General features: G+C 63.3%; 25 protein-coding genes, 3 tRNA genes and 1 pseudogene. 24 read left to right on the top strand and 5 right to left on the bottom strand.

From position 1 onward, the window contains the following. Positions 1-18: 18 nt before the first annotated feature. From K8U54_RS19130 to K8U54_RS19060, 15 genes are all read left to right on the top strand, one after another. A complete protein-coding gene (locus K8U54_RS19130) occupies positions 19-216 on the top strand; it encodes a hypothetical protein (RefSeq protein WP_249907296.1) in 198 nt (65 codons plus the stop codon). Then, a complete protein-coding gene (locus K8U54_RS19125) occupies positions 213-749 on the top strand; it encodes a hypothetical protein (RefSeq protein ID WP_249907295.1) in 537 nt (178 codons plus the stop codon). Before K8U54_RS19130 ends, K8U54_RS19125 begins: the two co-directional genes overlap by 4 nt. Positions 750-759: 10 nt before the next feature. Continuing rightward, positions 760-1050, top strand: coding sequence for a hypothetical protein (locus K8U54_RS19120; RefSeq protein ID WP_249907294.1), 291 nt, complete (start codon positions 760-762; stop codon positions 1048-1050). Next, the gene (locus K8U54_RS19115; RefSeq protein ID WP_249907293.1) at positions 1047-1403 is read left to right on the top strand and encodes a hypothetical protein; all 357 of its coding nucleotides are present in this window, start codon (positions 1047-1049) and stop codon (positions 1401-1403) included. Before K8U54_RS19120 ends, K8U54_RS19115 begins: the two co-directional genes overlap by 4 nt. Further along, positions 1400-1666, top strand: coding sequence for a pyocin activator PrtN family protein (locus K8U54_RS19110; RefSeq protein WP_249907292.1), 267 nt, complete (start codon positions 1400-1402; stop codon positions 1664-1666). The genes K8U54_RS19115 and K8U54_RS19110 overlap by 4 nt, the downstream gene beginning before the upstream one ends. 37 nt (positions 1667-1703) lie before the next feature. Then, positions 1704-2048, top strand: a complete 345-nt coding sequence (locus K8U54_RS19105; RefSeq protein ID WP_249907291.1) for a hypothetical protein — start codon at positions 1704-1706, stop codon at positions 2046-2048. 41 nt (positions 2049-2089) lie between these two features. Further along, positions 2090-2920 carry a YfdQ family protein gene (locus K8U54_RS19100; protein ID WP_249907290.1) on the top strand — a complete coding sequence of 277 codons (831 nt, stop codon included), beginning with the start codon at positions 2090-2092 and terminating at the stop codon, positions 2918-2920. A gap of 62 nt (positions 2921-2982) precedes the next feature. Then, positions 2983-3699: a hypothetical protein gene (locus K8U54_RS19095; protein ID WP_249907289.1), complete on the top strand. Its 717-nt coding sequence runs from the start codon at positions 2983-2985 to the stop codon at positions 3697-3699. After that, positions 3696-4721, top strand: a complete 1026-nt coding sequence (locus K8U54_RS19090; protein WP_249907288.1) for a DHHA1 domain-containing protein — start codon at positions 3696-3698, stop codon at positions 4719-4721. The genes K8U54_RS19095 and K8U54_RS19090 overlap by 4 nt, the downstream gene beginning before the upstream one ends. Beyond that, a complete protein-coding gene (locus tag K8U54_RS19085) occupies positions 4718-5293 on the top strand; it encodes a phosphohydrolase (protein WP_249907287.1) in 576 nt (191 codons plus the stop codon). Before K8U54_RS19090 ends, K8U54_RS19085 begins: the two co-directional genes overlap by 4 nt. Positions 5294-5355: 62 nt before the next feature. Next, positions 5356-5880, top strand: a complete 525-nt coding sequence (locus tag K8U54_RS19080) for a hypothetical protein (RefSeq protein ID WP_249907286.1) — start codon at positions 5356-5358, stop codon at positions 5878-5880. Next, on the top strand, positions 5877-7619 hold the full coding sequence (locus tag K8U54_RS19075; RefSeq protein WP_249907285.1) for a DNA cytosine methyltransferase: 1743 nt from the start codon (positions 5877-5879) through the stop codon (positions 7617-7619). The genes K8U54_RS19080 and K8U54_RS19075 overlap by 4 nt, the downstream gene beginning before the upstream one ends. Then, the gene (locus K8U54_RS19070; RefSeq protein ID WP_249907284.1) at positions 7616-8173 is read left to right on the top strand and encodes a phage protein NinX family protein; all 558 of its coding nucleotides are present in this window, start codon (positions 7616-7618) and stop codon (positions 8171-8173) included. The genes K8U54_RS19075 and K8U54_RS19070 overlap by 4 nt, the downstream gene beginning before the upstream one ends. Next, the gene (locus K8U54_RS19065; RefSeq protein ID WP_249907283.1) at positions 8170-8478 is read left to right on the top strand and encodes a hypothetical protein; all 309 of its coding nucleotides are present in this window, start codon (positions 8170-8172) and stop codon (positions 8476-8478) included. The genes K8U54_RS19070 and K8U54_RS19065 overlap by 4 nt, the downstream gene beginning before the upstream one ends. Then, positions 8475-8672 carry a helix-turn-helix transcriptional regulator gene (locus tag K8U54_RS19060; protein ID WP_249907282.1) on the top strand — a complete coding sequence of 66 codons (198 nt, stop codon included), beginning with the start codon at positions 8475-8477 and terminating at the stop codon, positions 8670-8672. Before K8U54_RS19065 ends, K8U54_RS19060 begins: the two co-directional genes overlap by 4 nt. 14 nt (positions 8673-8686) lie before the next feature. Here K8U54_RS19060 and K8U54_RS19055 read toward each other — a convergent pair whose 3' ends face one another. Together K8U54_RS19055 and K8U54_RS19050 are read right to left on the bottom strand one after the other, a co-directional pair. Continuing rightward, a complete protein-coding gene (locus tag K8U54_RS19055) occupies positions 8687-10027 on the bottom strand; it encodes a hypothetical protein (protein WP_249907281.1) in 1341 nt (446 codons plus the stop codon). Continuing rightward, positions 9994-11166 carry a tyrosine-type recombinase/integrase gene (locus K8U54_RS19050; protein ID WP_249907280.1) on the bottom strand — a complete coding sequence of 391 codons (1173 nt, stop codon included), beginning with the start codon at positions 11164-11166 and terminating at the stop codon, positions 9994-9996. The genes K8U54_RS19055 and K8U54_RS19050 overlap by 34 nt, the downstream gene beginning before the upstream one ends. Before the next feature lie 480 nt (positions 11167-11646). Here K8U54_RS19050 and K8U54_RS25400 point away from each other — a divergent pair. The 7 genes and pseudogenes from K8U54_RS25400 to K8U54_RS19020 all read left to right on the top strand — a co-directional run. Continuing rightward, positions 11647-12369, top strand: a pseudogene (locus tag K8U54_RS25400) (MCP four helix bundle domain-containing protein); the annotation flags it as partial. A gap of 18 nt (positions 12370-12387) precedes the next feature. Further along, positions 12388-13272, top strand: a complete 885-nt coding sequence (locus tag K8U54_RS25395; RefSeq protein WP_434060034.1) for a methyl-accepting chemotaxis protein — start codon at positions 12388-12390, stop codon at positions 13270-13272. 221 nt (positions 13273-13493) lie between these two features. Then, a tRNA-Met gene (locus K8U54_RS19040) sits at positions 13494-13570 on the top strand. Between the two features lie 120 nt (positions 13571-13690). Then, positions 13691-13767 (top strand) — tRNA-Met (locus K8U54_RS19035). Between the two features lie 121 nt (positions 13768-13888). After that, positions 13889-13965 (top strand) — tRNA-Met (locus tag K8U54_RS19030). A gap of 293 nt (positions 13966-14258) precedes the next feature. Further along, complete coding sequence (mprF, locus tag K8U54_RS19025) at positions 14259-16889, top strand: bifunctional lysylphosphatidylglycerol flippase/synthetase MprF (protein WP_249907278.1); 2631 nt, start codon at positions 14259-14261, stop codon at positions 16887-16889. Beyond that, positions 16889-18154 (top strand): virulence factor family protein, encoded by a 1266-nt coding sequence (locus K8U54_RS19020; RefSeq protein WP_249907277.1) that lies wholly within the window; start codon positions 16889-16891, stop codon positions 18152-18154. The genes mprF and K8U54_RS19020 overlap by 1 nt, the downstream gene beginning before the upstream one ends. A gap of 38 nt (positions 18155-18192) precedes the next feature. On the opposite strand, the gene K8U54_RS19015 is transcribed toward K8U54_RS19020, so the two are convergent. Then, positions 18193-19533, bottom strand: a complete 1341-nt coding sequence (locus K8U54_RS19015; RefSeq protein WP_249907276.1) for a short-chain fatty acid transporter — start codon at positions 19531-19533, stop codon at positions 18193-18195. Positions 19534-19782: 249 nt separating this feature from the next. On the opposite strand from K8U54_RS19015, the gene rimO reads away from it, so the two are divergent. Together rimO and K8U54_RS19005 are read left to right on the top strand one after the other, a co-directional pair. Further along, positions 19783-21108, top strand: coding sequence for a 30S ribosomal protein S12 methylthiotransferase RimO (gene rimO / locus K8U54_RS19010; RefSeq protein WP_249907275.1), 1326 nt, complete (start codon positions 19783-19785; stop codon positions 21106-21108). Positions 21109-21467: 359 nt separating this feature from the next. Further along, positions 21468-23432: a TonB-dependent receptor domain-containing protein gene (locus tag K8U54_RS19005; RefSeq protein ID WP_249907274.1), complete on the top strand. Its 1965-nt coding sequence runs from the start codon at positions 21468-21470 to the stop codon at positions 23430-23432. A gap of 207 nt (positions 23433-23639) precedes the next feature. Here K8U54_RS19005 and K8U54_RS19000 read toward each other — a convergent pair whose 3' ends face one another. Then, positions 23640-24962 (bottom strand): NTP/NDP exchange transporter, encoded by a 1323-nt coding sequence (locus K8U54_RS19000; protein WP_249907273.1) that lies wholly within the window; start codon positions 24960-24962, stop codon positions 23640-23642. 22 nt (positions 24963-24984) lie between these two features. Next, a complete protein-coding gene (locus tag K8U54_RS18995) occupies positions 24985-25878 on the bottom strand; it encodes an SDR family oxidoreductase (RefSeq protein ID WP_434060033.1) in 894 nt (297 codons plus the stop codon). Between the last annotated feature and the right edge of the window lie 5 nt (positions 25879-25883).

Raw genomic sequence — 25883 nt, 5'->3', positions numbered from 1 at the left:
TACCAAGGGTTTACGGCAATGAAACAGGCACAGCACAGCAAAACCCGCTGCCCGGTGGTGATCCACCCGGCAGCGGCCTCTAACCCCACCATCGTTCGCAGCATCCAGCAGGCCACCGGCCAGCTGGTGATGATCGTCCGCGGCCGCCCCCAACTGCGCAGCACTACCCTGCCCGCCTTCGAAGACTTCAGTGGCTTCCAAGGAGGTGCAGCGTGATGTACCTCATCCTCACCCTCGCGTCGCAAGACCTGTTGCGCGCCGCGCTTATCCACGGCGGCAGCGTCATCCTCAAGCTGGCCCGCCCAGGCGACAGCAGCCAGGCCATCCGCGTGCACATCGACGCCGAATGCAGCGAGCACCGCATCCGCCTGCGCGCCGCCCTGGCGGACATTACTGGCGAGCTGACGCTCGACCCACACGAGGCCGGCTTCTTCAACCAGGCCAAGCTGTTCATCGAAGACCTGGCCAACGGCCGGCTCGACACCGGCATTCCCCGCCCTGAAAGCGATGCCGGCCTCAGCCCAACGGCCACCCTGGGCACCGACGACGAACGTACCCTGCGCACGGTGTGCCGCCAGGGAGGCAGCACCACGCTCACCACCGGGACCATCGTCAACGTGCACGCCAGCCCCGATGGCTCGCGGTTCGTAGCCGTCGCCGCCCAAGGCACCAACACGCACTTGGCCATGGGCAGCTCGCAAGACGTTTACCTCTCGCTCGCCGAGCACATCCAGCAGCTCGCCGCCTGAGGTGACCGCCATGAACCGCGACCTGAAAGCCACCGCAGTTGTGCTGGGCATGGGCGACCGCAAGCTACGCACGAAACTCCGCGAGCTGAAGATCCTGAACGCCGAAAGCCAGCTGATCCCATCGCCGCGAGTGGAGGGCCGGCTGTTCGTCGAAACCCGCGGCCGCTGGAATCCACGCATCGGCAAGATATCGCACTACCCGGTGGTGATGACCACGGAAGACGGCGTCGCCTGGCTGGCTGAACAGCTGGGCATCCATATCCGCCACATGCCGCCACGTCAGGCAGGGAGCCAAGCATGAGCAACAGCCCAATCAGCCACGCCATCGGCGCCCTCAAGCTGGCCAGCGTGCACGTTGAGCACCCTACTGCGCTCAGCGGCAAAACCCTGGCCGACACCAGCGCCGAGGCCATCGAACGCCTCAACGCTGCCTACCCGCACCGCGAAGAGCTGGGCCGGCTGTACGCCGAACTGGTGCGCGTAACGCCGCTCGGCCACCTGCCTTATGTATCGCTGGAGCCGAAAGCCCAGGCGCCCTACCTCGCCCTGATCGTCAACGCCAGCGGCGAGCCGGTGTACCGCCAGCGCGCCAAATCCATCGAGGGGCTGGTCCAGCTCGCCGCCACGCGCTTCGAGCCGCAGGCCAAGCCATGACGGAGGCACCGCAAACCACGCTCGAGCAGCTGCGCCAACGCTACTCGGCCAACTACATCACCGCCGAACAGCTGCTGGCCGACCACCTGCCGCACATCAAAAGCGTGGCCTACCTGCGCCGCAAGATCGCCGCCGGCGGGCTGCAGCTTCAGCTCTGGAGGCTGGACCCCAATTCCAAGCGGTCGCCCTGGGTCATCTACCTGCCTACCCTCGCCAAATGGCTCGACCGCCAGCAAGAACACGCCGCCAAACAAGCGGCATAACCGGCCCCACCAAGGCCATCACCAAGAGGCACAGCACATGAAAGCAACCGATACCGCCGACTTCATCGGCTCACTCAACGCCGGCGTGTTCGCCGAGCAGGTAGGCCGCGCCCTGAGCGACGTGGCCGCGGGCGTCATCGACACCGGCAAAGCCGGCTCGGTCACCCTCACCTTCAGCCTCAAGCAGATCGCCCAAAGCAACCAGGTGAGCGTGAACCACAAGCTGGCCTACGTGCAGCCCACCAAGCGCGGCAAGAAAGGCGAAGACCTCGCCCTCGACACGCCGCTGTTCGTCACGCCGGACGGCCTGCAGCTGTTCCAGACCAACCCCACCGACCAGCTCTTCAAGCGTGAAGACGCCCCGGTCGTAGCACGCGACTGATTCACCGCACACCTCCCACTTACCAAGAAGGAACCTGCTCCATGTTCAACAAAGAAACCCTGCAGCACATCGAAGCCCAGGCCCTGATCGCTTCCGGCACCCGCATTGAAGTCCCCGGCGGCACGACCCTGGCGGTGCTCCCGGAAGCCGCGCGTACGCTCAACCTCGAGCAGTATCAGGAACTGCGCAACCGCTTCCGCGGCGATCTCAAAACCCACTCCCTGCGCGACTTCTGCAACTACGTTACCAATCACGTCGACGACCTCAGCGCAGCCGGCCCGTCCGGCTTCATCAACCAGGACAACATGAGCGCTCAGGTGCTGTTCAACCTCGGCAACCCGGACACCGCCGGCCACGCCGACGACACCGCCACCCTCACGCTCAAGCCCACCGCTGCCTTCAAGGCAGTAGAGGCCATCGTGGGCCAGAAGCTAAGCCAGCAGGCCCTGGCCGAGTGGCTGGAAGACTGGGCACGCAACATCGAGGCGAGTGCAGGCGAAGCCAAGCTCAACATCGTTGCCGCCATCAACGGCATTCGCCGCATGACCATCAAGGCCACCAGCCAGCGTGACAGCTCGGTGGGCGACCTCTCTGCCAGCCGCAGCGCCATGGATGAAATCGAAGCCAAGAGCCAGGAAACCCTGCCCACCAGCTTCCACTTCACCACCGTGCCCTACGAGGGCCTGCAGCCGGCGCTGATCGTGCTGCGCCTGTCGGTCATCACCGGCAACGACGCCCCAGTGCTCAAGCTGCGCTGGGTGGGTGAGGAAGCCCAGCGCGAAGAGTTCGCCGAAGAGTTCAAGAACGTGCTGAGCAGCGAGATCGGCGGCCTGGTGCCGCTGACCATCGGCACCTTCCAGCTCGGCAAGTAACCACCGCACCAACCGGCCGGCGCCTACCACGCCGGCCTCTTACCACCTTCGAGGCACAGCACATGCACCCGACCATTCAACTACTCGCCATCGGCCTGATCGCCGGCCTGGCTATCGGCATCGCCATTCACCTGGTGATCAGCCGCACCACCAAAGCACGCATTCGCGCCCAGGGCTACAGCGCCGGCAGCCAGGCCCGTCAGCCTATGATCGACGAGCTACAGTACAGCCTCGACGGACAGGCTCGCGAAGTCATACGCTTAAAAGCTCAGCGAGCGAACCAGGCGGCCAATCACCGGATAGCCCTGGACTCGATCACCCAAGACGCAGACGCCCGGGTGAAACTGTTCGCCCAGCGCTGCCTGAGTGACCACGAGCTGTTGTGGGTGAAGCGCGCGATCACTCAACTCAGGGCCGCCGCAATTGCTCACGGTACCCTCGGCAATGCCCAGGGCGAACGTGACGCCCTGGCGGTCAGGGACAAGCTCAATGCCACAGTTGGCCGCCTGGCTGACCTGGCACCAAAGCCTATCCCAGCAGGGCGCAGCGTGATCGTCCAAGGCCCGCAGGGTTGTGGCAAAACTCTCAACGCCGCCCGTATCGCCAAAGCCCTGGGGCTCACCAAGATCGTCGACGACTGGCAGCCCGGCGCCGCGCTGGACAAACAGCACACCCTGTACCTGACCCATCACGACTTCGCCGAAAGCCCAGGCCCCCGGTTGCTTATGAGTTACGAGACCGCCATGCAGCGCGTCGCCAAGCAGGAGGCCGCAGCATGAAGACCCTGTGCATCTACCACGCCAATTGCGCCGATGGCTTCGGCGCCGCCTGGGTCGTTCGCAAGGCGCTGGGCGCCGATAACGTCGACTTCGTGGCAGGCCACTACGGCCAGCCCGCACCGGACGTTGAAGGCCGCGACGTGATCATCGTCGACTTCTCCTACCCCTACGAGCTGCTCGTGCTGCTCGGCCATCAGGCCCGCTCGATCCTCATCATCGACCACCATAAGACGGCAGCCGAAGCACTGGTACGCCTACAGCCAGCACCACCGACGTTCGCGGAATGGCGCACCTCAGAGCAGCGCGTCGGCACGGTGTTCGATATGCAGCGCAGCGGCGCCGGCCTGACCTGGGACTACCTCATCCCGGACGAGCCACGCCCACGCTTGATCAACCACATCGAGGATCGCGACCTTTGGCGCTTCGACCTGCCCGGGACCGAGGTGGTCACGGCGGCGCTGTTCAGTCACGCCCAGGACTTCCACCTTTGGGACAGCCTGATGAAGCAGCACCTTTCTGGCCTTCGTGGGGACGGCCATGCCATCTTGAGAGCAAACGCCAAGAACCTGGCCGACCTGCTGCCGAGCGCGCGCCGCCTCACCATCGGCGGCCATGACGTCCCGACCTTGAACTGCCCCCACTTCATGGCCAGCGACGCCGGCCACATCCAGGCCCAGGGCGAACCCTTCGCTGCCTGCTACAGCGACACCCCCAAGGGCCGCGTCTTCTCCCTGCGCAGCCAGCCCGAAGGCCTCGACGTGGCCGAGGTCGCCAAACAATACGGCGGCGGCGGCCACCGCAACGCGGCCGGCTTCACCGTGCCCTTCGACCACGAGCTGGTGACGGGCTTCTTGCCGGCAACACTGGAGAGCAGCGAGCAAGAAGCCCAGCTTCTGAATGCCCTTCGCGAAGTTACCGAGTGCCTGAGCCAGGCGCTCACCGGCGGTCAGGTTTCTGCAGCACGGGCAGGCCGAGCACTCGTGACAGCGAGTCAACTGCTCGACATGGAGGATCCGCTATGACTTGGATCCTCACCAACCAAGGCATCCGCTTCGAGCTGCTCGAGCCCACAGCCGCCATGATCCACCCGGCAGACATCGCATTCAGCCTGGCCCGGCTCTGCCGCTTCAACGGCCACACCAGCAAGCACTACTCGGTCGCCGAGCACAGCTTCCGCGTACACGAGCTGGTCGACGCCGAACACCAGCTGCACGCCCTGCTCCACGACGCCACCGAAGCCTACATCGGCGACATGACGCGCCCGCTCAAGCTGGCCATGCGCGGCTACGCCCAGGACATGGCCGTCGATGACGTATACGGCCAGGTCGAGCAGCGCATCTGGCTCGCCATCTGCGAACGCTTCGACCTCGAGCCCGAGCTACCCGACCAGGTGAAAGAGGCCGACATGTACATGCTCGCCGTCGAGCGCCGTGACCTCATGCCCGACCACCCCGACGCCTGGGACTGCATCCAGGGCATCGAACTGCCGGCGTGGCGCATCAAACCATGGAGTGCAGAGGAAGCCCGCGACCGCTACTTCCAGCGGCTGATGAGTCTGCTCACCACCACTCACCGTGCGAGGGCTACTCAATGAAAATGGCCAAGCCTTCGGCCAGCGACGTCAAAGCCGCTGAAGAACTGCATCAGGTACTGCAGTTGCTCGACGCCCGCTTCGGTGGGCCGTTCCAGAACCACGAAGCGGGCGCAGACCTGGGCAAACTGCTGCACGACGGCCTCGACGAGTTCGACAGCGAGAACCCCCAGCACCTGCTCACTCTCTACAACCACCTGGCCCGCCTGCTACGCACAGATCCCAGCTTCTACGGCCGAGTAATCGGCGGCATGGTGTGGGTGATCATGAACGAGGCCAACCAGATCCTCGACCCTGAGTCAGATTGCATCGACCTGCACCCGCGCTTTCAGCAGATGGCTGACCGGGCGACGAAGATGGAAGGCCTGTTGCTGTGGTCGCTCTACCACCAACAAGGCGGCAAAAGCGAGGTCGGCCAACCGATTCGCCGCTTGCTTGGCATCGAGCAGCACGCCGAGCTGACGCCCGCTCAGATTGATCAAGCCCATGCAGCAGCTTGCAAGGGCGGTTGCGAAACCTTCATCGGCATTCGCCAAACCGGATCGGTGCAGTGTGCAGATTGCAGCAGAAAGCCAGGCGGTGCTGCATGACCGCTTTCAACCCACACCTTCACCAGGTCGCACAGAAGCCTCTGCCGTTCAATCACGAGCTATACGTCGACCTCTTCGCAGGAGCTGGCGGCGCGAGTAGTGGCGGCGCCCGGGTCTACCGTGACCCGGACGTAGCGATCAACCATAACGCGCTGGCTATCGCCGTGCACCGCGCCAACCACCCGAACACGCGCCACTACATCAGCGACGTGTTCGAGGTGGACCCGCTCCAGGCAACTGGCGGGCAACCGGTCGGCATCCTTTGGGCCTCGCCGGACTGCCGCCACTTCAGCCGCGCCAAGGGCGCCGCCCCTCGCAGCAAGCGCGTGCGCATGCTCGCATGGGTGATCGTGCACTGGGTCTACGTCACTCGCCCGCGCCTGCTTTTCATGGAGAACGTGCCCGAGTTCACCACATGGGGGCCGCTCGACGACACCGGCAGGCCTATCAAGGAACTAGCCGGGAGAACCTTCGATGCCTTCGTGGCCTGCCTCAGCACCGGCCTGGCAGCCGACCATCCCGACTTCACCGAGATCATGGACGCGGTCGGCCAATGGGTACCCAAAGAGGCGCTGGTGCGCGGCCTCGGCGTCAACTTCGAGCACCGCATCCGGCGAGCCTCGAATACCGGCGCACCCACCATCCGCACCCGGTGGTTCGGGATCGGCCGCACGGACGGCAGGCCAATCGTCTGGCCGGTACCTACTCACCACGAACAGCCCAAGCGCGGCCAGCATGCCTGGCGCCAAGCCTCCGAGTGCATCGACTTCAGCAACCTTGGCACATCGATCATCGACGAACGCCTGGTGCATAACACCAACGTGCGAGTGGCCAAGGGTTTCTGGCGTCACACCGTCATGGCCGAGCAGCCGTTCACCGTCCCGCTGGATGACCACGCCCTTGCGGCCGCCCACCTCACCGAGTTCGCCAACGCCAGCAGTCAGCGCACCTTCGCAGCTGATGAGCCGCTGCGCACCCAGGTCGCCAACATCAAAGGCGGTCACTTCGCCATGGCCTCAGCGCACCTAGCCAAGCCACAGCAGCAAGTCACTGCCGCCATGGTCACCCTGCGCAAGGGCAGTGTTGGCTCTGCGATGTTCTCACCGCTTAGCACCGCCACCACCAGCAGCGGTCACCACGCAGTGGCGGCCTGCCACTTCGAACAGGCCAACGGCGGCTTCTACCAGGGCGACGGGCGCGCAGCATCGGCGCCGATTAGCACCATTTGCGGCAAGAGCAACCAGCGCCTGGCCACCGCGTACCTGATCAAGTACTACGGCACCGGCGGACAGTGGCAGAGCTGCAATGAACCCGCTCACACCCTACCGACCAAGGCCCGTCTTGGCTTGGTCACCGTGCACCAGGTGCCCGCCGACCTGCTCCCGCCGCACCTGATGGAGAAGGCCAAGCTTTGTGCCCGCTTCCTGCACAAGTACCTGCCTGAGCATTTCCCCGAACTGCTGGACCTGGTGGTGCTGGGCGATTACGTGCTGGTGGATATCAGCCTGCGCATGCTCAAACCGCAGGAACTCAAGCTCGCCCAGGGCTTCACGCCGGATTACATCATCGACCGCGGCCTGTTCATCAACCACGCCACCGGCCGGCTCGAGTGGAAACCACTCACCATTGCCCAGCAGATCAAGTTGATCGGCAACAGCGTCTGCCCGACAGAAGCCGAAGCCCTTATCGCTGCCAACGACGCCGACATGATCGAGCTGTATCGAAAGGAGGCAGCATGACTCCGACAACCGAGCTGCCAACCTCCACTCTCACCGGCGCAGCTCTCGCATGGGCGGTCGGCACCGCCGAAGGCCTCGATCTGTATATCAAGCCCGGGCAGTACGGCAGCGGCGCAGGCCTGTTCGCCAACATCAACGGCCGCGCCACTCGCTGGTGGCCAGAACGAGATGCAGCACAAGCCTGGCCGCTGCTGGAGAAACACGGACGCCGCGTGCGCTTGCACTTGGACTTCCAATGCAACGGCGCAAGCTACCTCGAGGCGGGCATCCGTTGCGGGCACACAGCCCGCGACATGCTCACGGCAGCCATGCGTGCGATTGTCAGCATCAAGCTCGGCCCGGTCGCCGTGATCCCAGCAGAGTTACTGCCGCATCGCTCGTACACCACCAACCCGGGCGAGTCCGTGATGGGCATAGCGATGCGCGAGCTCAAGGACGAGAAGCGCTGGAAGGAGATTCGCGACCTCAATGCAGAGGCGCATCCAAACATGGGCCCACACGATTACTACCCTGTGGGCACGTTACTGGCGATGCCGGAAGGCGGTGCAGCATGACCTGCACCATCTTCCACAGCACCGAAATGCCCGAAGGCCGCGGGGCTCGACATACCGGCAGCATCCCACGCAAGCCCATGCGCTGGCTGGTCGAGTATGTGATCAAGACGCCTGACGGCCGCGTGCTTATCGAAAGCACCAAGATCATCCAGAAGGCCGACCTCGACGAGCTGTACGCGATCATGGATCAGACCATCGACAACCTCGGCGACGAGGCCGGCAACCTGGCCACCTTCGTCAGTTGGCGAGCCACCGCCCACGGCGGCACCCGCAAGAATCGCAATAAGGGAGGTAAACGCAAGTGACCACCAAGCCCCTGGACCGCCTGATCAAGATCGAAGAAGTCATGCAGCAAGTAGGCATGGGAAAAACCAAAATCTACGAACTGCTACAGTTTGAGGAGTTTCCGCAACCTGTGAAGCTGGGCCGCTTCTCGCGCTGGTCACAGATCGAAATCCAAGAATGGATCGATATACAAAAATCAAAGCGGGCGGCCTAGGCCGCCCTCACTTATCATTCTTCAAAGGCCTGCGCCTTACTCGAGACTTCTGCGATCAAATCTTCCCAAGGCCACTTTACAGTTAAATATTTGCGGTACAGCAACAGTCGTTTATCAACAACGGAAACCATCTCATTTCGCGAGTCGTAAGCTAAAACCAAGCCGCGACCATCTTCATCGACTTGTAGCTCTGGAAATTTTACCAACGCGCGCTTCAAGTTCCCGAGAACTATCCTTGACTCACGAGCGTGTGCAACCTCATGTATCTTTCGCGCAGAAACACCTGAATTGAGTTCGTCCTCAGACGATTCCATCACAGCTGCCATGGCATGGGCATAAATGCCCGTCGCATTCTGCCTGGTGCGAATTCCCTCACATACACGCTTAGCGAAAGTTTGATAAACCTCATTAAGTTGATCAGCCACATGCATAGCCGCCGCATCAATCGCGGCCAAGTCATCGATCAACAATTCCTCACCACGAGGCGCGGCTGAGTCCAACTTCAGTTCATCTTCCAAAAAGCGCAAAGCCAGCGATTGCAGTAGTCCAACGCTCTCATAAGAATTGACAGCCAACTTCTCGGCATTTGAATCTTTCAACCTAAAATTTAAATTGCCACAGCCTTTTGCCAAAACGCTTTTAAGATCGTTCTTGGACCAAGAAATTTTAATCTCTTGAATACGATCCGCCAGGTCTGTATTTAGCGAAATGAGCATGTTTTCGCTAGTCCATACTCCAACCACAACCACTAAGGTGCGGTAATCCCATAGAGTCTTCAAGTCGAAAGCAAACTTTCTCTGCTCTTCAACACCCATATAGTGAAAGTCTTCAATCACCAATGTACGGCCAGACTCTCGAATGAGTGTCGCAACGAACTCTAAGTCTTTAATATCCTTGCCAACTGATTGACGTACGATTTCTTGAGAGAATTCACCTTCAACTTCGAGTTCTCCACACACCTTTGCTATTAGTTTGAAACCAGCCTCTCCTGTAGCTTTCACGCTTCCGGAGAACCCACGCCCGGTGGTTTTCTCAACAGTAAGTTCGATATCCAGCCGGGCTAAAGCATCGGTATAAATATTATTTACATCGTACCCCCAGCGGCACTGAACGATGATTGGATTGTTCAGCACCTTCTGGCGCAGCCATGATTTGCCAGACTTCGAAGCCCCACGAATTGCTATATGCTGCTGCTTCCGACGAATAAGCCGTCCAAAAATTTCGTCGAGCTCTCCACGGTCTACGTACGAATGATCACTAAGCTCAGGACGAATCCCAAATACATCATGTATTTCCATTGCCGCACCAATTCTCGAGCTTCCTATATCTGCTGATCCAAGCAGATTTTTTCCCACCACGCCATCATATTCTTACGCTCATCAAAATATTGGGCGTGGTTGTAGGCAGCTTTCGTTTGGTTAGGCTCTTTGTGAGCAAGCTGCATTTCAATCACCTCGCTACGAAACAAGCCAGATTCGTAGAGATGGGTTGACGCCGTCGCCCTGAAATCGTGGCATGTCCAGCCCCGCATGCCCATGTACATCAGCGCACGGTTAAAAGTAGAGCCATCAACCGGCTGGTGCGCGTGCTTGAGGCCAGGAAACATAAGCTCCCTGCCGCCAGTGATGGTATGCAGCTCGCGCAGCAACTCCACCGCTCGAGGAGGCAGAGGCACCAAGTGACGCCGCTTCTTTTTCATCATTTCCGGCGGAATATCCCACAGCGCGGCATCGAGGTCGACATCCTCCCAGCGTCCTCGTCGCAGCTCTACGGTGCGAAGGAACAGCAACTGCAGCAGCTCGAGGCCGATCGCATTGCTACGAAAACCTCTGTAGGCGGCAAGCCGCCGGCGAAAATCAGCGATCTCCTCAAGGGTCATGGCCCGGCTGTGCTCGACCGGCTCTCGATCAAACGCACCAACCAACGCGGCGGCCGGGTCTGAATCAGCGCGCAGAGTGCGGATCGCGAACCGGTACATCTGCGAGATCCAGTTGCGCAAAGAGATAGCGAAGTAGATGGCGCCACGAGCTTCCATCCGCCTCATACACTCCAGCAGCTGGGCTGACGTGACGTCGCGGATCGGCATCTTGCCTATATAAGGGAACAGGTTCTTGGTGAAGGCGCGCAGCACTTGGGCTTGGTAGGACTCGCTGGCATGTCGCTTGGTCGCCAACCACTCCAGCGAAACCGACTTGAAAGTCTGCTGATCACTCAGAATCTGCTCCGCCCGCGCCAGGCTGCGCTCCCGGGCTGGGTGCTTACCTTGCTTGACCAAGGCACGAGCCTTGTCATGCTCGATACGTGCATCGGCCAAGCTGAGCTCTGGGTATTCGCCGATCGCGAACACGTTTTCCTTGCCATCGATGCGGTACCGATAACGCCAGAGCTTCGCCCCGGTCGGCCGGATCTCGATGTACAAGCCTCGGGAGTCCGATAGCTTGCGGGGTTTGTCCCCTGGCTTCGCCTGGCGAATGGAAAGGTCTGTCAAAGGCATGCGGGTATCGCTCTTCCGAGTAAAAACCCCGCTTTAATACCCGCATATTGGGCGCGTTTGACAGCACGTCAGCGACCGGTGGCGAACGCTAAAGCCCCACGCAGCGCGGGTTTAGCGCCTCAAGCGAACGCAAAAAAAGCCCCGCGAACGACCATCACATTCAATGTGGATGATCTTTCTCTGCCGCCTATCCATGTAGATCTATCGAGTGCTCCCAGATTAAAGGGGTTTACGGCCATTCAGGCGACGCCCCAGGGCCGTCATTGTCCTCCCTCCATGCCAACACGGCCAGCGGATTGCGCGGGCTTGGCTAAGCTGAATGCACCGGGCGGCAGGGGTTCCATTGCCTTGATACCGGCCATCGGAAAGTTCCCTGCCATCCCAGGAAGTTGCCGACCTCACGTCGGATATGGGGTGAAGCCGCTACAGCCATGGCCGATAGCCTGAGTATCTGCGTCCATCCAGCGAAAGGCGATCATCATGCTTCTACGACGTATAAACGTGGCTCCGCGAGCAGCTTTGTTTTTCTCCTTGATCGTATTGATCGTCGTGTTGCTGGGCGCAGTGGCGATCACCCAGATGAAGACCTTGCGCGAGGTCGAGCAGGACGTGGAAACCAACTGGATGGCCAGCGTGCGCATGGCCGGGTTGATGAATGCTGGCGTGTTGCGGCTAAGACTGGAAAGCCTGCGGGGCACCACCACCACGGACCCACAGATTCGCCAGCAAACCCTTGATGATTTCGCGGGATACCGGGCGGCCTTCTTCGATGCGGTGAACAGCTACGAGAAGCTGGTGGCAAGCGAGGACGAGCGCAAGCTCTACGCTGATGTCCGTACCAGTGCCCAGGCCTACGCTCGGCTTCTGGATCAGTTCGAACCCATGATGCGCAGCGGCGACAGCGCTGCGGCCGTGGCATTGATCAACACCACGATCAGGCCGGTGACCAATGCCATGCAGGAACAGATCAACGCCTTGCGCGACTACAACGACCGGGGCGCCGAAGCGGCGGGCGCTCGCGCCAGCCAAGCCTATTCCACCGGGTTGACGCTGGTCGGCACCCTGATCGCCATCGCCATCGGTGCCACCATTCTGCTGGCCTACCTGTTGACCCGCAGCATTACCGTGCCGATCGGCGAAGCGGTGCAGATCGCCCAGCGCATCGCCAAGAAGGACTTGACGGAAAGAATCGTGGTGATCGGCAAGGACGAAGCGGCTGCCATGTTGAGCGCCCTGCACCAGATGCAGGAGAATCTTCGCCAGACCATCGGCCATATTGCCGACAGTTCGAACCAACTGGCCTCGGCCGCGGAAGAAATGGCCTCGGTGACCGAAGAATCCAGCCGCGGCCTGGTTCGCCAGAACGACGAGGTCAACCAGGCCGCGACGGCGGTAACCGAAATGAGCGCCGCCGTCGATGAGGTCGCCCGCAATGCGGCCGAAGCCGCCGATGCCTCGCAGCGCACCCATGCACTCGCCAGCGCCGGCATCGACAACGTGGCACGCACGCTCAAGGCCATTCAGGACCTGACTCAGAACGTGGGCAATACCAGCGGCCAGGTGCAGCAACTGTCGGCACGCGCCCAGGACATCAGCAAGGTGGTCGAGGTGATTCGCGCCATTGCCGAACAGACCAATCTGCTGGCCCTCAACGCCGCCATCGAAGCGGCTCGCGCCGGCGAACAAGGCCGTGGCTTCGCCGTGGTCGCCGATGAGGTACGTGCACTGGCCCATCGCACTCAGCAGTCCACCCAGGAAATCGAGCAGATGATCGGCGGCATACAGAACGATTCGGTGCAGGCCGTCCGCGCCATGGAGCACAGCCAGCAGATGGCCAGCGACTCCACCGCGGTCGCGCAGAACGCCGACAGCTCGCTGCAACAGATTGCCGAGGCCATCACCCTGATCAACGAGCGCAACATCCTCATTGCCACCGCAGCCGAAGAACAAGCCCAGGTGGCTCGCGAAATCGATCGCAACATCATCAGTATCAGGGAGCTGTCGACGCAAAGCGCCGATGGCGCCAGCCAGACCGCCATGGCCAGTGGGGAAGTCTCGAAACTGGCGGTCGGGTTGAACCGGGTGGTAGGCGAGTTCGTGATTTGACCGACTGGATCTGCAACCTGGCATCGAGGAATCGGTGCCAGGCCGCATTCCCTGGGCTGCACGGCGTCCTCTACGGTCCACGAACAGCACGCCTGGATCGCCCGCAAGACGCGCTCTTGAGCCGCATGGATATGCCCTTCCCTGCGCTAACCATTTGAACGGAAAACAGATTTTTCCTCGATTAGCGTTGACAACAGCCCTCAGATGAATAGAATGGCGACCGCGGGATGGAGCAGTCTGGTAGCTCGTCGGGCTCATAACCCGAAGGTCGTCGGTTCAAATCCGGCTCCCGCAACCAGATACCCAGAAAGGCCACTCAATCGAGTGGCCTTTCTGTTTTTCTGCATCTTCGATTTAACCAATTGATTAAAAAGCAGAAATCGATTGACAGAAGCCTCATCTTGGATAGAATGGCGGCCGCGGGATGGAGCAGTCTGGTAGCTCGTCGGGCTCATAACCCGAAGGTCGTCGGTTCAAATCCGGCTCCCGCAACCAGATACTCAAAAAGGCCACTCAATCGAGTGGCCTTTTTGTTTTTCCGCCCCGCTGATTTAACCGATTGATTGAAAACGCAAAAGTCGGTTGACAGTATTCGCTCTATCCATATAATGGCCGCCGCGGGATGGAGCAGTCTGGTAGCTCGTCGGGCTCATAACCCGAAGGTCGTCGGTTCAAATCCGGCTCCCGCAACCACCTTCGAAACAAAAGCCCCGACAGTTCGCTGTCGGGGCTTTTGTTTATGGGCGCCAAAAAACGCCCGGAGCGTTTTTTGACGTCGGCGCAGCCGACGGCCCGAAGGGCGGCCGCCAGGGATGCCGGGCCGTAAAAAACTCGCTCCCGCACACGCTCCACGCTGATCGACTAATCTTCCAGGCGTCTGCCGTAGACACCTTGAAGCGCTTCGCTCAAGCTCATACATTGCTTGATACAAAATGGAACTTGGCTTCCACCCTTCAATCTGAGCCGCACTGCCCAAGAGGTATCCGATGCGCGCCAGCTCCGACGCTACTGCCCCACCTTCTCTGCCCAAATCCAAACTGCTGCTCTGGCGCCAACGCCTGGATCGATACCGTCAGCCGCTGGGGCTGAGTGTCGCCCTGGCACTGTTCGTCATCGCCCTGCTGGCCTGTCGGCACTTGCTCGATGAGCTGGACCCCAGCGCCCTGCACGCCTCCATTCTGGCGGTGCCCACGCTCAACCTGTTCGGCGCCCTCGGCCTGACCGTCATTGGCTTCATCGCCCTGCTCGGCTACGAGTGGTCGGCCAGCCGCTATGCCGGTGTCAGCCTGCCTGGCCGTACCCTGGCCACCGGTGGCTTCTGCGCGTTCGCGATCGGCAACGCGGTGGGCCTGTCGATGCTCTCCGGCGGCTCGATCCGCTACCGGCTGTATGCCCGCCATGGTATCGGCGGCGTCGAAATCGCCCGCATGACGGTGTTCGCCAGCCTGTCCCTGGGCTGCGCGTTGCCCATTCTCGCCGCCCTCGCCGCACTGGCCGACCCGACTGCCGCGGCCGCTGCGCTACGCTTGCCACAAGCGTTATTGATAGTCATCGCCATGGCGCTGCTGGCACTGGGCGCGGCCTTGCTGCTGGTGCTGCACCGCGCGCGTCTGGCCGAACGGCCGAACGCCGATTGCGTGACCGTTCGCGTGAGCCGCCACCTGCTGCGCATGCCGGGTGCCCGCCTGACCCTGCTGCAGGTGCTGATCACCCTGGTCGACGTCAGTGCCGCGGCCGGCGTGTTGTATCTGCTGCTGCCCGAAGCTCCGCCCTTCACCACCTTCCTGCTCGTCTACCTGCTGGCCCTGGCCGCCGGTGTGCTCAGCCACGTGCCGGGCGGCGTCGGGGTGTTCGAGGCGGTGCTGCTGGCCGCCTTCGCCAGCGAGCTGGGCGCCGCCCCCCTGGCGGCGGCGCTGCTGCTCTATCGCCTCATCTATATCGTGCTGCCGCTGCTGGTGGCCTGCCTGCTGCTGCTCGGCATGGAGCTGCGCCGGCTGGTCAACGCCCGCCAGGCCATCCGCGCAGCCAGCGGCCTGGCCGCGCCGATCCTCGCGCTGCTGGTGTTCATTTCCGGCATGGTGCTGCTGTTCTCCGGCGCGACGCCGAGCCTGGACGAGCGCCTGGAGATTCTCGACTTCCTCATCCCCCACCGGCTGATCGACGCTTCGCACTTTGGCGCCAGCCTGATCGGCCTGCTCTGCCTGCTGCTCGCCCAGGGGCTGCGTCGGCGCCTGTCCGCGGCCTGGGCGATGACCCTGGGCCTGCTGGTGACCGGCGCAATCCTGTCGCTGCTCAAGGGCTTCGACTGGGAAGAGGCGCTGCTGCTGAGCATCACGGCTGGGCTGCTGGCCCTGTTTCGCCCCTACTTCTATCGCCCCAGCCGGCTGATGGAGCTGCCCCTCTCACCCTGGCACCTGGCGGCCAGCGCCTGCGTGCTCGGTGCGTCGATCTGGCTGCTGTTCTTCGCCTACCAGGACGTGCCTTACGAAAACCAGCTATGGTGGCAATTCGCGGTGAACGCCGATGCGCCACGGGGCCTGCGCGCCGCGCTGGGCTGCGTGCTGGTGCTTGGCGTGGTGTTCCTGGCCTGGCTGCTGCGCGCCGCACCGCCGGCCATCACCTTGCCAAGCAGCGAGGAGCTGGACCGTGCCGCGCAGATCATCAAGGCCTCCGACCAGGCCGATGGCGGCCTCGCCCTGACCGGCGACAAGGCCCTGCTGGTGCACCCGGAGGGCGACGCCTTTCTGATGTATTCGCGGCGCGCCCGCAGCATGGTCGCGCTGTTCGACCCCATCGGCACCGCCCAGCGCCGCGCCGAACTGGTCTGGCAGTTCCGCGACCTGTGCGACCGTCATCACACCCGCCCGGTGTTCTACCAGGTGCGCGCCGAAAACCTGCCGCTGTACATGGACATCGGCCTGACCGCCATCAAGCTTGGCGAAGAAGCGCGGGTGGACCTCAACCGCTTCGACCTGGAGAGCACCGGCAAGGCCATGAAGGACTTGCGCTACACCTGGAACCGCGGCCAGCGTGACGGCCTGGTGCTGGAGTTCCACGAACCCGGTCAGGCGCCGTTCGACGAGCTGCGCGCCATCTCCGATGCCTGGCTGGGCGGCAAGCAGATGCGCGAGAAAGGCTTCTCCCTGGGCCGTTTCGATCCGGCCTACCTGAACCGTTTTCGCATCGTCATCGCCCGGGTCGAGGGCCGTGCCGTGGCCTTCGCCAACCTGCTGGAAACCGACAGCCGCGGCCTGGCCACCCTGGACCTGATGCGGGTGCTGCCCGATGCGCCGAAGCTGACCATGGAATTCCTCATGCTTGGCCTGATCCTGCACTTCAAGGCCGCCGGCTTCGCCCGCTTCAGCCTGGGCATGGTGCCGCTCTCCGGCCTGCAACCACGCCGCGGCGCGCCGCTGGCACAGCGCCTTGGCGCGCTGGTATTCAAGCGTGGCGAAGCGTTCTACAACTTCCAGGGCCTGCGCCGCTTCAAGGACAAGTTCCAGCCCGACTGGGAGCCGCGCTACATGGCCGTACCCGCCGGGCTCGACCCGCTGGTGGCGCTGACCGATACCGCCGCGCTGATTGCTGGCGGCTTTACCGGACTGGTGAAACGCTGATGACCCGTACTGCCAAACGTCTGCTACCGATCCTCGTCCTGCTGCTGGTGATTGCCGGTGGCCTCTACCTGTGGCTGCGCCCACCGGCTGCCGCGAGCCTGGCGCACCACGCGCTGGCCTCCGGCGGCGACCTGCAGATCGCCACCCCGGGCGGCAAGGTCCAGCGTCGCGTGCTGCTGGTGCTGCCGAAGGATCAACTGCTCGGTGATGAAGAGCTGCTGGAACTGGCCCAATCCAACCACGCGCTGATCGGCCAGTACCCGGCCACCGCGCAAAGCTGCGAGGCGCAAGGCAAGAACCTGCAGGACGCCGCCGCACAACTGGACGGCAAGCTGAACCTGGTCGCCGGCAGCGAGAACACCGCCATGCTCGCCTGGCGCTGGCTCGCCACCCAGCAAGACGACAAGGCCCAGGCGCTGTCGGTCGGTTTCTCGCTGGAAAAACCCGACTGCGATGCCCCGCCGCCGACGAGCAGCGGCCATGGGCACTGGCTGGCCGCCTGGAACGACAACCCGGACGACGCCAGCGCCCGCTTCGTGCGCGAGCAGGCCAAGGCCGAGACCCTGATCGGTGACTACGACACCGCGCCCAAGGTGCTGCTGATCGCCCAGTTGCGCCGCCTGCTGCAAGGCGCCAGCGACGACCTGCCGGTGGTCGAGGTGCCGTCCACGCCGCCGGGCGATACGGTGAGCCTGTTCTACTCCGGCGACGGCGGCTGGCGCGACCTGGACAAGGCCGTGGCCGAGCAGATGGCCGAGCGTGGCTACCCGGTGGTCGGCGTCGATACCCTGCGTTACTTCTGGCAGCGCAAGAGCCCGGATCAGGCCGCCAGCGACCTGTCCGAGATGATGCGCCAGTACCGCGAGAAGTGGCACGCCAAGCGGTTCGTGCTGATCGGCTACTCCTTCGGCGCCGACGTGATGCCGGCGCTCTACAACCGCCTGCCCGACAGCGACAAGCAGCAGGTCGATGCCGTGCTGCTGCTGGCGCTGGCGCGCAGTGGCGCCTTCGAGATCCAGGTAGAAGGCTGGCTGGGCAAGGACGCCGACGAAGCCGCTACCGGCCCCGAGCTGGTCAGGCTGCCCGCCGCGAAGGTGCTGTGCGTGTACGGCAGCGAAGAGGCGCCGGAGAGCGGTTGTACCCAGCCGCAGAACGTCGGCGAGAAGCTGGAGCTGCCGGGCGGCCACCACTACGACAAGGATTACCCGGCGCTTGCCGAACGCCTCATCGCTGCGATCAAGAAGCGCCAGCCTGCGGCGCAGTGACTCCGGTGCTGCCGGCGCCCGCCGGCAGCACGCCTCGCTCATACCAGAAAGTAGAACGCCCCGCCGATCACCACGCCTGAATACAGCAGCATGATCAGGCAATAGCCCATGATGTCCCGCGCGCCCAGGCCGGCAATGGCCAGCAGCGGCAGCGCCCAGAACGGCTGGATCATGTTGGTCCAGGCGTCGCCCCAGGCAATCGCCATGGCGGTGATCTCCGGCGCCACGCCGAGCACCTCACCGGCCGGCAGCATGATCGGCCCCTGCACCGCCCACTGGCCACCGCCCGACGGGATGAACATGTTCAAGAACCCGGCACTCAGGAAGGTCAGCAGCGGAAAGGTCTCGGCCGACGACCAATCGATGAACAGATCACTGATCAGCTTGCCCAGGGTTTCGCCCTCGGCATTGGCGCCAACCATCATGCCCATGATCCCGGCGTAGAACGGAAACTGGATGATGATCCCGCTGATACCACCGACACTGTCCTGAATCGACCGCCCGTAGCGCTCGGGTGAGCCATGCAGCAACAAGCCGGCGAACAGGAAGATACCGATCACCAGGTTCAGGGTCAGGCCGAAGCCGTTGCTGGCGAAGTGGTAGACGAAGTAGATGGCCGCCAGGGCGACGATCAGCAACCCGAGAATGCGACTGTCGTCCAGGCGCTGGGAGCCGGTCTCTCGCGGGATGACGGGCGGTGGCGGATCGATCAGCAACTCCGGCGCGGCCACCGTGGGCGTACGCGGCATCATCGCCCGGTTGAGCAGCGGCGCACCGATTACCAGCAAGGCGATGATGGTCAGGTTGAGGGTAGTGAACAGCGTGTGCTCGACGCCGATTGCCGCAGTCAGCACACCGCCGCTGATGCGCTGCAGATCCGCGCCACCAGTGGCCAGCGACAGCGGCACCGAGCCCGACAAGCCGCCATGCCAGACCAGAAAGCCGGAATAGGCTGCCGCCACCAGTAAGGGGTAATGCACGCCCTGCACCTGGCGCGCCAGGGCCCGCGCGAACACCGCGCCGACCACCAGCCCAAAGCCCCAGTTGACCCAGGAGGCGGCCATCGCCACCAGGGTGACGAACACGATGGCCTGGCCAGGCGTATTGGGGATACGCGCCAGGCGGTCCAGCAGCCGGGCCACCGGTGGCGCATTGGCCAGGGCATGGCCAGTGACCAGTACCAACGCCATCTGCATGGTGAAGGTCAGCAGGTTCCAGAAACCACCACCCCAGTGCTGGGCCATCTGCGGCAGGCTCTGGCCGGTGGCGAAGATGCCCAACGCCAATACCACCAGGGTCAGCAGCATGGCGAACACGAAGGGAGACGGCAGGAAGCGTTGAACCAGATTGACGCTCAGCAGCGTGATTCGTGAAAACATCGGGTAGCCCTTTTGTCATTGTTATGGGGATGCGCGGCGGCGCCCGCCTGCCGCTCGGGCACGCTAACAGGCCCCGGCGCGGCCCATGGGCGGAGTCTGCAACAGCATCTTTCAAGGCAATGGGCGTGGCCCGCATCCACATCCTGTCGGCAGTGCTGGAAAAGTGCCTCGCACGCCGCTAGAATTGCGCACTTTTTGACCAGAGGCGCCCAAAGCGCCCGGCCCGTCTTAGCCCTGAGGTTCACCTGCATGACCACCACCGCCACCCCAAAAGTTGGGTTCGTTTCCCTTGGCTGCCCGAAAGCCTTGGTGGATTCCGAGCGCATCCTGACCCAACTGCGTATGGAAGGTTATGAAGTCGTGCCGACCTATCAGGACGCCGACGTGGTGGTGGTCAACACCTGCGGCTTTATCGACAGCGCCAAGGCCGAGTCCCTGGAAGTGATCGGTGAAGCCATCAAGGAAAACGGCAAGGTCATCGTCACCGGCTGCATGGGCGTCGAAGAAGGCAGCATCCGTGACGTGCACCCCAGCGTGCTGTCGGTCACCGGCCCGCAGCAGTACGAGCAGGTGGTCAACGCCGTGCACGAAGTGGTGCCGCCGCGCCAGGACCACAACCCGCTGGTCGACCTGATCCCACCGCAAGGCGTCAAGCTGACCCCACGCCACTACGCCTACCTGAAGATTTCCGAAGGCTGCAACCATAGCTGCAGCTTCTGCATCATCCCCTCGATGCGCGGCAAGCTGGTCAGCCGCCCGGTCGGCGACGTGCTCAGCGAGGCCGAGCGCCTGGTCAAGGCCGGCGTCAAGGAGCTGCTGGTGATCAGCCAGGACACCAGCGCCTACGGTGTCGACCTCAAGTACAAGACCGATTTCTGGAACGGCCAGCCGGTCAAGACGCGCATGAAAGAGCTCTGCGAAGCGCTCTCCAGCATGGGCGTGTGGGTACGCCTGCACTACGTGTACCCCTACCCCAACGTCGACGACGTGATCCCGCTGATGGCCGCCGGCAAACTGCTGCCGTACCTGGACATCCCGTTCCAGCACGCCAGCCCGCGCGTCCTCAAGCTGATGAAGCGCCCGGCCTTTGAAGACCGCACCCTGGCGCGCATCAAATCCTGGCGCGAACAGTGCCCGGACCTGACCATCCGCTCCACCTTCATCGTCGGCTTCCCCGGCGAAACCGAGGAAGACTTCCAGTACCTGCTTGACTGGCTGACCGAAGCCCAGCTCGACCGCGTCGGCTGCTTCCAGTACTCGCCCGTCGAAGGCGCGCCGGCCAACGACCTGGACGTGGACATCGTGCCCGATGACGTCAAACAGGATCGCTGGGACCGCTTCATGGCCCACCAGCAGGCCATCAGTACCGCCCGCCTGCAACTGAAGATCGGCCGCGAAATGGACGTGCTGATCGACGAGGTCGACGACCAGGGCGCCGTCGCCCGCTCCTGGGCCGACGCCCCGGAAATCGACGGCAGCGTCTTCATCGAAGGCACCGATTTCCAGCCCGGCGACAAGGTGCGCGTGCGTATCGTCGATGCCGATGAGTACGATATGTGGGCTGAGCGGGTCTAACCCTGGGATTAGGCATGGTTTGATAAAAACCTGCGACTGCAGGTTTTTATTGACTGCGCTATCTGCGCCCTGTGCCTGCAACGCAGGCATTCAACGCCCTGCTCTGGCTGATACATTTAGACTATATTAAGCACGAGCATTTAAGGCGAATGAGGCGCCGCCTGATGATCGCGGGTGGATGAAAAGAGCGTCATCCGCTCTACTCGCTGGCGGTTTTGCCTGATTGGCAAAGCTAAGCGCATCTCGCTGCACAGCCTCGAGTTCCCCCGCCCAGCGACCACCCTGTCTCACTTTGTCCAACCTTTGCGACCATGGATGCATACGATTCGCGCCTGCAAACGATTCGTAAGGACTACTCCATGCACGCACCCTTCCCTCGCCGCCCTGTCGGCACGCTGATTCGCCTGGCAACCTTCTGCCTGGTCACTGGCAGCACCCTCGCCCATGCCGATACCGTCGAACTGGACGATATGGTGGTGACCGCTTCCGGTTTTGCCCAGAACCTGGAAGACGCGCCAGCTTCGGTCACCGTGATCAGCGGTGACGATCTGCGCAAGCGCTCGGTGCAGAGCCTGGCCGATGCGGTGCGCGACGTGGAAGGTGTGGTGGTCAACGGCGGTGCCAACGAGACCGACATCCAGATCCGCGGCATGCCGGGCGACTACACACTGATTCTGGTCGACGGCAAACGCCAGAGCGGGCGGGATTCGCGGGTCAATGGCAACCGTGGTTACGAGCAGAGCTTCGTGCCGCCGGCCGCAGCCATCGAACGTATCGAGGTGGTACGCGGGCCGATGTCCTCGCTGTACGGCTCCGATGCCATCGGTGGGGTGATCAACATCATCACCCGCAAGGTGTCGCCCGAGTGGGGCGGCAACGTGTCCTACGACTATTCGGCGCGCCCGAACAGCGACCAGGGCAATGCCCGCAACACCCAGTTCTATCTCAATGGCCCGCTGATCAACGAGGTGCTGGGCCTGCAGGTGTGGGGCAACTACCTCGACCGCCAGGCCGACGACGACGCCGAAGCCAACGAGGGCTTCGCCAAGTCCGACAACAAGAGCCTGACCGCACGCCTAGCCCTGACACCGAGCGAGAACCACGACTTCCTGCTCGAAGCCGGCGCCTCGCGCCTGAAGAATGGCGATGGCCTGAGTGCCAACTGGTCGACCCGGGAGCAGAAGAACAACCGTGATCACTGGTCGCTGACCCACGAGGGCCGTTGGGGCTGGGCGGATTCGACGCTGTCGTTCGCCGAAGAGACCACCAGCCGCGAAGGCAAGGCCACCCCGGCGCAGGCCGACGTGTTCGGCCGCAAGCCGGAGATCCGCAACCGTGTGCTGGACGGCAAGCTGGTGATTCCGACCGACTACCACGTCACCACTGCCGGCATGCAGTGGAACGAGGCCACGCTGACCGACTGGAACCAGGCCAACCGCGGCACCCCTCGCGAGCGTGAAAACGAGGAATACTCGGTGGTGCAGAAGGCCCTGTTCGCCGAAGACGAGTGGTCGATCACCGACGATTTCGCCCTGACCACCGGCGTGCGCCTGGACCATCACGAGCAGTACGGCAGCCACGTCAATCCCCGCGTCTACGGCGTGTGGCACCTGACCAACGAATGGACGCTGAAAGGCGGCGTGGCCCGCGGTTTCAAGGCCCCCGAACTGCGTGCGGTGATCGACGACTACGCGGTGGTGCGCCGTAACCGCTTCGTGCAGTTCGGCAACTCCAACCTCAAACCCGAGAGCAGTACCAACTATGAGTTGAGTGCAATGTGGTCGAACCGCGACGACCTCTCGGCCGCCGCCACGCTGTTCTACAACGACTTCAAGGACAAGCTCTCCACCGTCACCACCACCGAGCAATGGCAGGGCCTAACCGTGATGGAGCGGGTCAACGTCGACAAGGCGGTGATCCGCGGCCTGGAGTTGAGCGGCAACTGGCAGGCGCTGAGCAACGTGGCGATCAAGGGTAACTTCACCTACCTGGACTCCGAGCAGAAGAGCGGCGTCGACCGGGGCCGGCCGCTGTCACTGACGCCCAAGCGCAAGGCGAGCCTGCGCGCCGACTGGGACATCACCGACCGAGCCCTGGCCTGGGCGGCGACCCACTACAACGGCGAGGAGTATGGCGCCACCCTGACCGGCCAATCGTCCCGCGCCTACACCACTGCCGACGTCGGTGGCTCGTACAAGCTGACCGAATCACTGACGCTCAATTCGGCGATCTACAACCTGGGCAACAAGCGCCTGAATGACGAAGACGACGGCACGGTCAATTACGGCCGCACTTATTGGCTGGGCGCATCGCTGGACTTCTGATGACCCGATCATTCCCAGGCGGAGCATGGGAACGATCACAAGGGAGAGCCAGCCTGTCGTGGGAGCGCGCCATGCGCGCGAGTCGCGGGCGTGGACTGGGCGCCCCCGCCCACTCCCACATCGCCGAACTGCCGCCACCGCCTTGTAATTTTCGAGATGGGTAGACCGGGTGGCGATCCGCTTCGGCTCACCAACCGGTCGCCTTGCCTAGCCATGAACGACCGCTTTTATCTGCCGCGCGTCCTGCCTGCTCATCTCATCGGCCTGCCTGCCCAGGTACCAGCCAAGCGCGCCCCAGACCAGGGCGCAGCCCGCGCCAACCAGCGCCACCAGCACCGCGCCCTGGCCGAGCAGATCGAGAAAGCTCTTCACCCAGCCGCTGAGCGCGTCGCCGGCGCGGTAGACCACGGTGTCGATAAAGTTCTTCGCCTTGTATTTGCTCTCCGCATCCAATGGTGCGAAGAGCATTTCCCGGCCGGGGCGCACGAAGGCGTATTCACCGATGCGCCGCACGATCATCAACGCCGCCAGCATGGCGAAGCTGGGCGCCAGGGCCAGGCCGATAAAGCCCACGCAGACCAGCAGCGGCACCAGGGCCAGCAGCACCCGCACGCCCATCTTCTGGGCGATGCGCCCGGTGATGAACACCTGCGAGAGCAAGGCGCCGGCCTGCACGATCACGTCGATGATGCCGAACACGCGAATCTGCGCATCACGATCCGGGAAACGCTCGGCCACCAGGCGCGCCTGCTCGAAGTACAGAAAGGTGGTCACCGTGGCGAGCAGCACCACGAATGCGGCGATGGCCAACAGATAAGGCGATTGCAGCACCCGCGTCAGGCCGCTGAACGGGTTGCCAGCCACCGGCTTGCGCGAGCTCTCGGCCTTCACGGCGCCCGGGCGGCCGGCGCCGCCGACTTCTCGCCAACGCATCAGCGGCGCCTTGAAGGCCAGGGCGACGCCCAGCAGCACACCGGCCAGCAATACCAGGCCGCTTTCGCCGATCAACCCGACCAGCAGCGCGCTCATGGCCGGCCCGACCAGGCCGCCGACACTGGCACCGGCGGCAATAAAGGCGAACAGCCGCTTGGCCTGCTGGCTGTCGAACACGTCGGCCATCAGGCTCCAGGCCACCGACACCACGAACAGGTTGTAGACCGAGATCCATACGTAGAACACCCGCGCCAGCCAGACGTTGTCGTCGCTCACCTGGAACAGCACGGCAAAGGCCAGCAGGTTCAGGCAGAAGAAGCCGTACACCCAGTCGACGAAATGGATGCGCGGCACCCGCGAGCTGAGCCAGGCGAACAGCGGTACGGCCACCAGCATCACCACGAAGGTGGCGGTGAACAGCCATTGCAGGTTCTCGACCCCGGCCATGATACCCATCGACTCGCGAATGGGCCGCAGCATGAAATAGCCGGAGAACAGGCAGAAGAACAGCGCGAAGCCGGCCAGCGCCGGCCCCAGCTCGTGGCGCTCGGCGTTGATGGCAGCGCCAAGGCGCCGCACCAGAACAGTGGGAAACATGATGGGCGCTCCTGGTGGTTTGTCAGCGGTAGGTGACGCCGGTCAGTTGCTCGGCGACCGTCCACAGGCGTGCGGCGGCCTCGGCATCCCGGGCAACCGCCGGCACCGTGGCCAGGCCCAGGGGCCCGCGTTTTTCTTCCTCGCCGGTCGGCCCGTAGTAGGCGCCGCCCTGAGCCTGGTGCGCGGTGGCGGCATAGAGCGTCGGCAGCGCACCCTGGGCGGCGGAGTGGTATTCGTCGCGATCCTTGGCCCAGTTGCGGCCGAACTCGCTGTCCAGCCCCGGCCCCCGGGCGATCAGCTCGGTCACGGCAACACCCGGGTGCGCGGCGATGCTCTGGATGCCCCAGCCCTGCTGCTCACTGCGGCGCTGCAGCTCGAAGGCGAACATCAGGGTCGCCAGCTTGGACTGCGCATAGGAGGCATAGGGGTTGTAGGCCCGCTCGGACTGCAGGTCATCGAAGTCGAGGTTGCCGCGCAACACCGCGATGCTCGACAGGGTGACCACCCGCGGCTCGGTGCTCTTGCGCAGCAGCGGCAGCACGTGGCCGGTCAAGGCGAAGTGCCCCAGGTAGTTGGTGGCCAGCTGCAGTTCATGGCCATCGGCCGAGGTTCTGCGCTCCGGCGGCGCCATGACCGCTGCGTTGTTGATCAGCCCGTCGAGGCGCGGCAGCTTGGCATTGAGGCGCTCGCCAAGGGCTTTCACCGAAGCCAGATCGGCCAGGTCGACTTCCTCGAACTGCACCTGGGCGCCGCGGATTTCCTCCTTGATGCGCGCCATCGCCTCCCTGCCCCGCTGCGGGTTGCGGGCGGCGATCACCACTTCGGCGCCGGCGGCGGCCAGGGCCTTGGCGTCTTCGAAGCCCATGCCGCTGGTGCCGCCGGTGACCAGGAAGATGCGCCCACTCTGGGATGGCATATCGG

The organism is Pseudomonas fulva (assembly GCF_023517795.1).
GTDB classification, from domain to species: Bacteria; Pseudomonadota; Gammaproteobacteria; order Pseudomonadales; family Pseudomonadaceae; genus Aquipseudomonas; species Aquipseudomonas fulva_D.
The sequence above is the reverse complement of the archived record's forward strand: the minus strand, read 5'-3'. Positions and strand labels throughout refer to the sequence as shown.

Excerpts from the sequence above, each read along its gene's own strand:
- K8U54_RS19130 (WP_249907296.1), top strand. The coding sequence starts at position 19 with ATGAAACAGGCACAGCACAGCAAAACCCGCTGCCCGGTGGTGATCCAC.
- K8U54_RS19120 (WP_249907294.1), top strand. The coding sequence starts at position 760 with ATGAACCGCGACCTGAAAGCCACCGCAGTTGTGCTGGGCATGGGCGAC.
- K8U54_RS19115 (WP_249907293.1), top strand. The coding sequence starts at position 1,047 with ATGAGCAACAGCCCAATCAGCCACGCCATCGGCGCCCTCAAGCTGGCC.
- K8U54_RS19110 (WP_249907292.1), top strand. The coding sequence starts at position 1,400 with ATGACGGAGGCACCGCAAACCACGCTCGAGCAGCTGCGCCAACGCTAC.
- K8U54_RS19105 (WP_249907291.1), top strand. The coding sequence starts at position 1,704 with ATGAAAGCAACCGATACCGCCGACTTCATCGGCTCACTCAACGCCGGC.
- K8U54_RS19100 (WP_249907290.1), top strand. The coding sequence starts at position 2,090 with ATGTTCAACAAAGAAACCCTGCAGCACATCGAAGCCCAGGCCCTGATC.
- K8U54_RS19095 (WP_249907289.1), top strand. The coding sequence starts at position 2,983 with ATGCACCCGACCATTCAACTACTCGCCATCGGCCTGATCGCCGGCCTG.
- K8U54_RS19090 (WP_249907288.1), top strand. The coding sequence starts at position 3,696 with ATGAAGACCCTGTGCATCTACCACGCCAATTGCGCCGATGGCTTCGGC.
- K8U54_RS19085 (WP_249907287.1), top strand. The coding sequence starts at position 4,718 with ATGACTTGGATCCTCACCAACCAAGGCATCCGCTTCGAGCTGCTCGAG.
- K8U54_RS19075 (WP_249907285.1), top strand. The coding sequence starts at position 5,877 with ATGACCGCTTTCAACCCACACCTTCACCAGGTCGCACAGAAGCCTCTG.
- K8U54_RS19070 (WP_249907284.1), top strand. The coding sequence starts at position 7,616 with ATGACTCCGACAACCGAGCTGCCAACCTCCACTCTCACCGGCGCAGCT.
- K8U54_RS19065 (WP_249907283.1), top strand. The coding sequence starts at position 8,170 with ATGACCTGCACCATCTTCCACAGCACCGAAATGCCCGAAGGCCGCGGG.
- K8U54_RS19050 (WP_249907280.1), bottom strand. The coding sequence starts at position 11,166 with ATGCCTTTGACAGACCTTTCCATTCGCCAGGCGAAGCCAGGGGACAAA.
- K8U54_RS25395 (WP_434060034.1), top strand. The coding sequence starts at position 12,388 with ATGTTGAGCGCCCTGCACCAGATGCAGGAGAATCTTCGCCAGACCATC.
- mprF (WP_249907278.1), top strand. The coding sequence starts at position 14,259 with ATGCGCGCCAGCTCCGACGCTACTGCCCCACCTTCTCTGCCCAAATCC.
- K8U54_RS19020 (WP_249907277.1), top strand. The coding sequence starts at position 16,889 with ATGACCCGTACTGCCAAACGTCTGCTACCGATCCTCGTCCTGCTGCTG.
- K8U54_RS19015 (WP_249907276.1), bottom strand. The coding sequence starts at position 19,533 with ATGTTTTCACGAATCACGCTGCTGAGCGTCAATCTGGTTCAACGCTTC.
- rimO (WP_249907275.1), top strand. The coding sequence starts at position 19,783 with ATGACCACCACCGCCACCCCAAAAGTTGGGTTCGTTTCCCTTGGCTGC.
- K8U54_RS19005 (WP_249907274.1), top strand. The coding sequence starts at position 21,468 with ATGCACGCACCCTTCCCTCGCCGCCCTGTCGGCACGCTGATTCGCCTG.
- K8U54_RS19000 (WP_249907273.1), bottom strand. The coding sequence starts at position 24,962 with ATGTTTCCCACTGTTCTGGTGCGGCGCCTTGGCGCTGCCATCAACGCC.
- K8U54_RS18995 (WP_434060033.1), bottom strand. The coding sequence starts at position 25,878 with ATGCCATCCCAGAGTGGGCGCATCTTCCTGGTCACCGGCGGCACCAGC.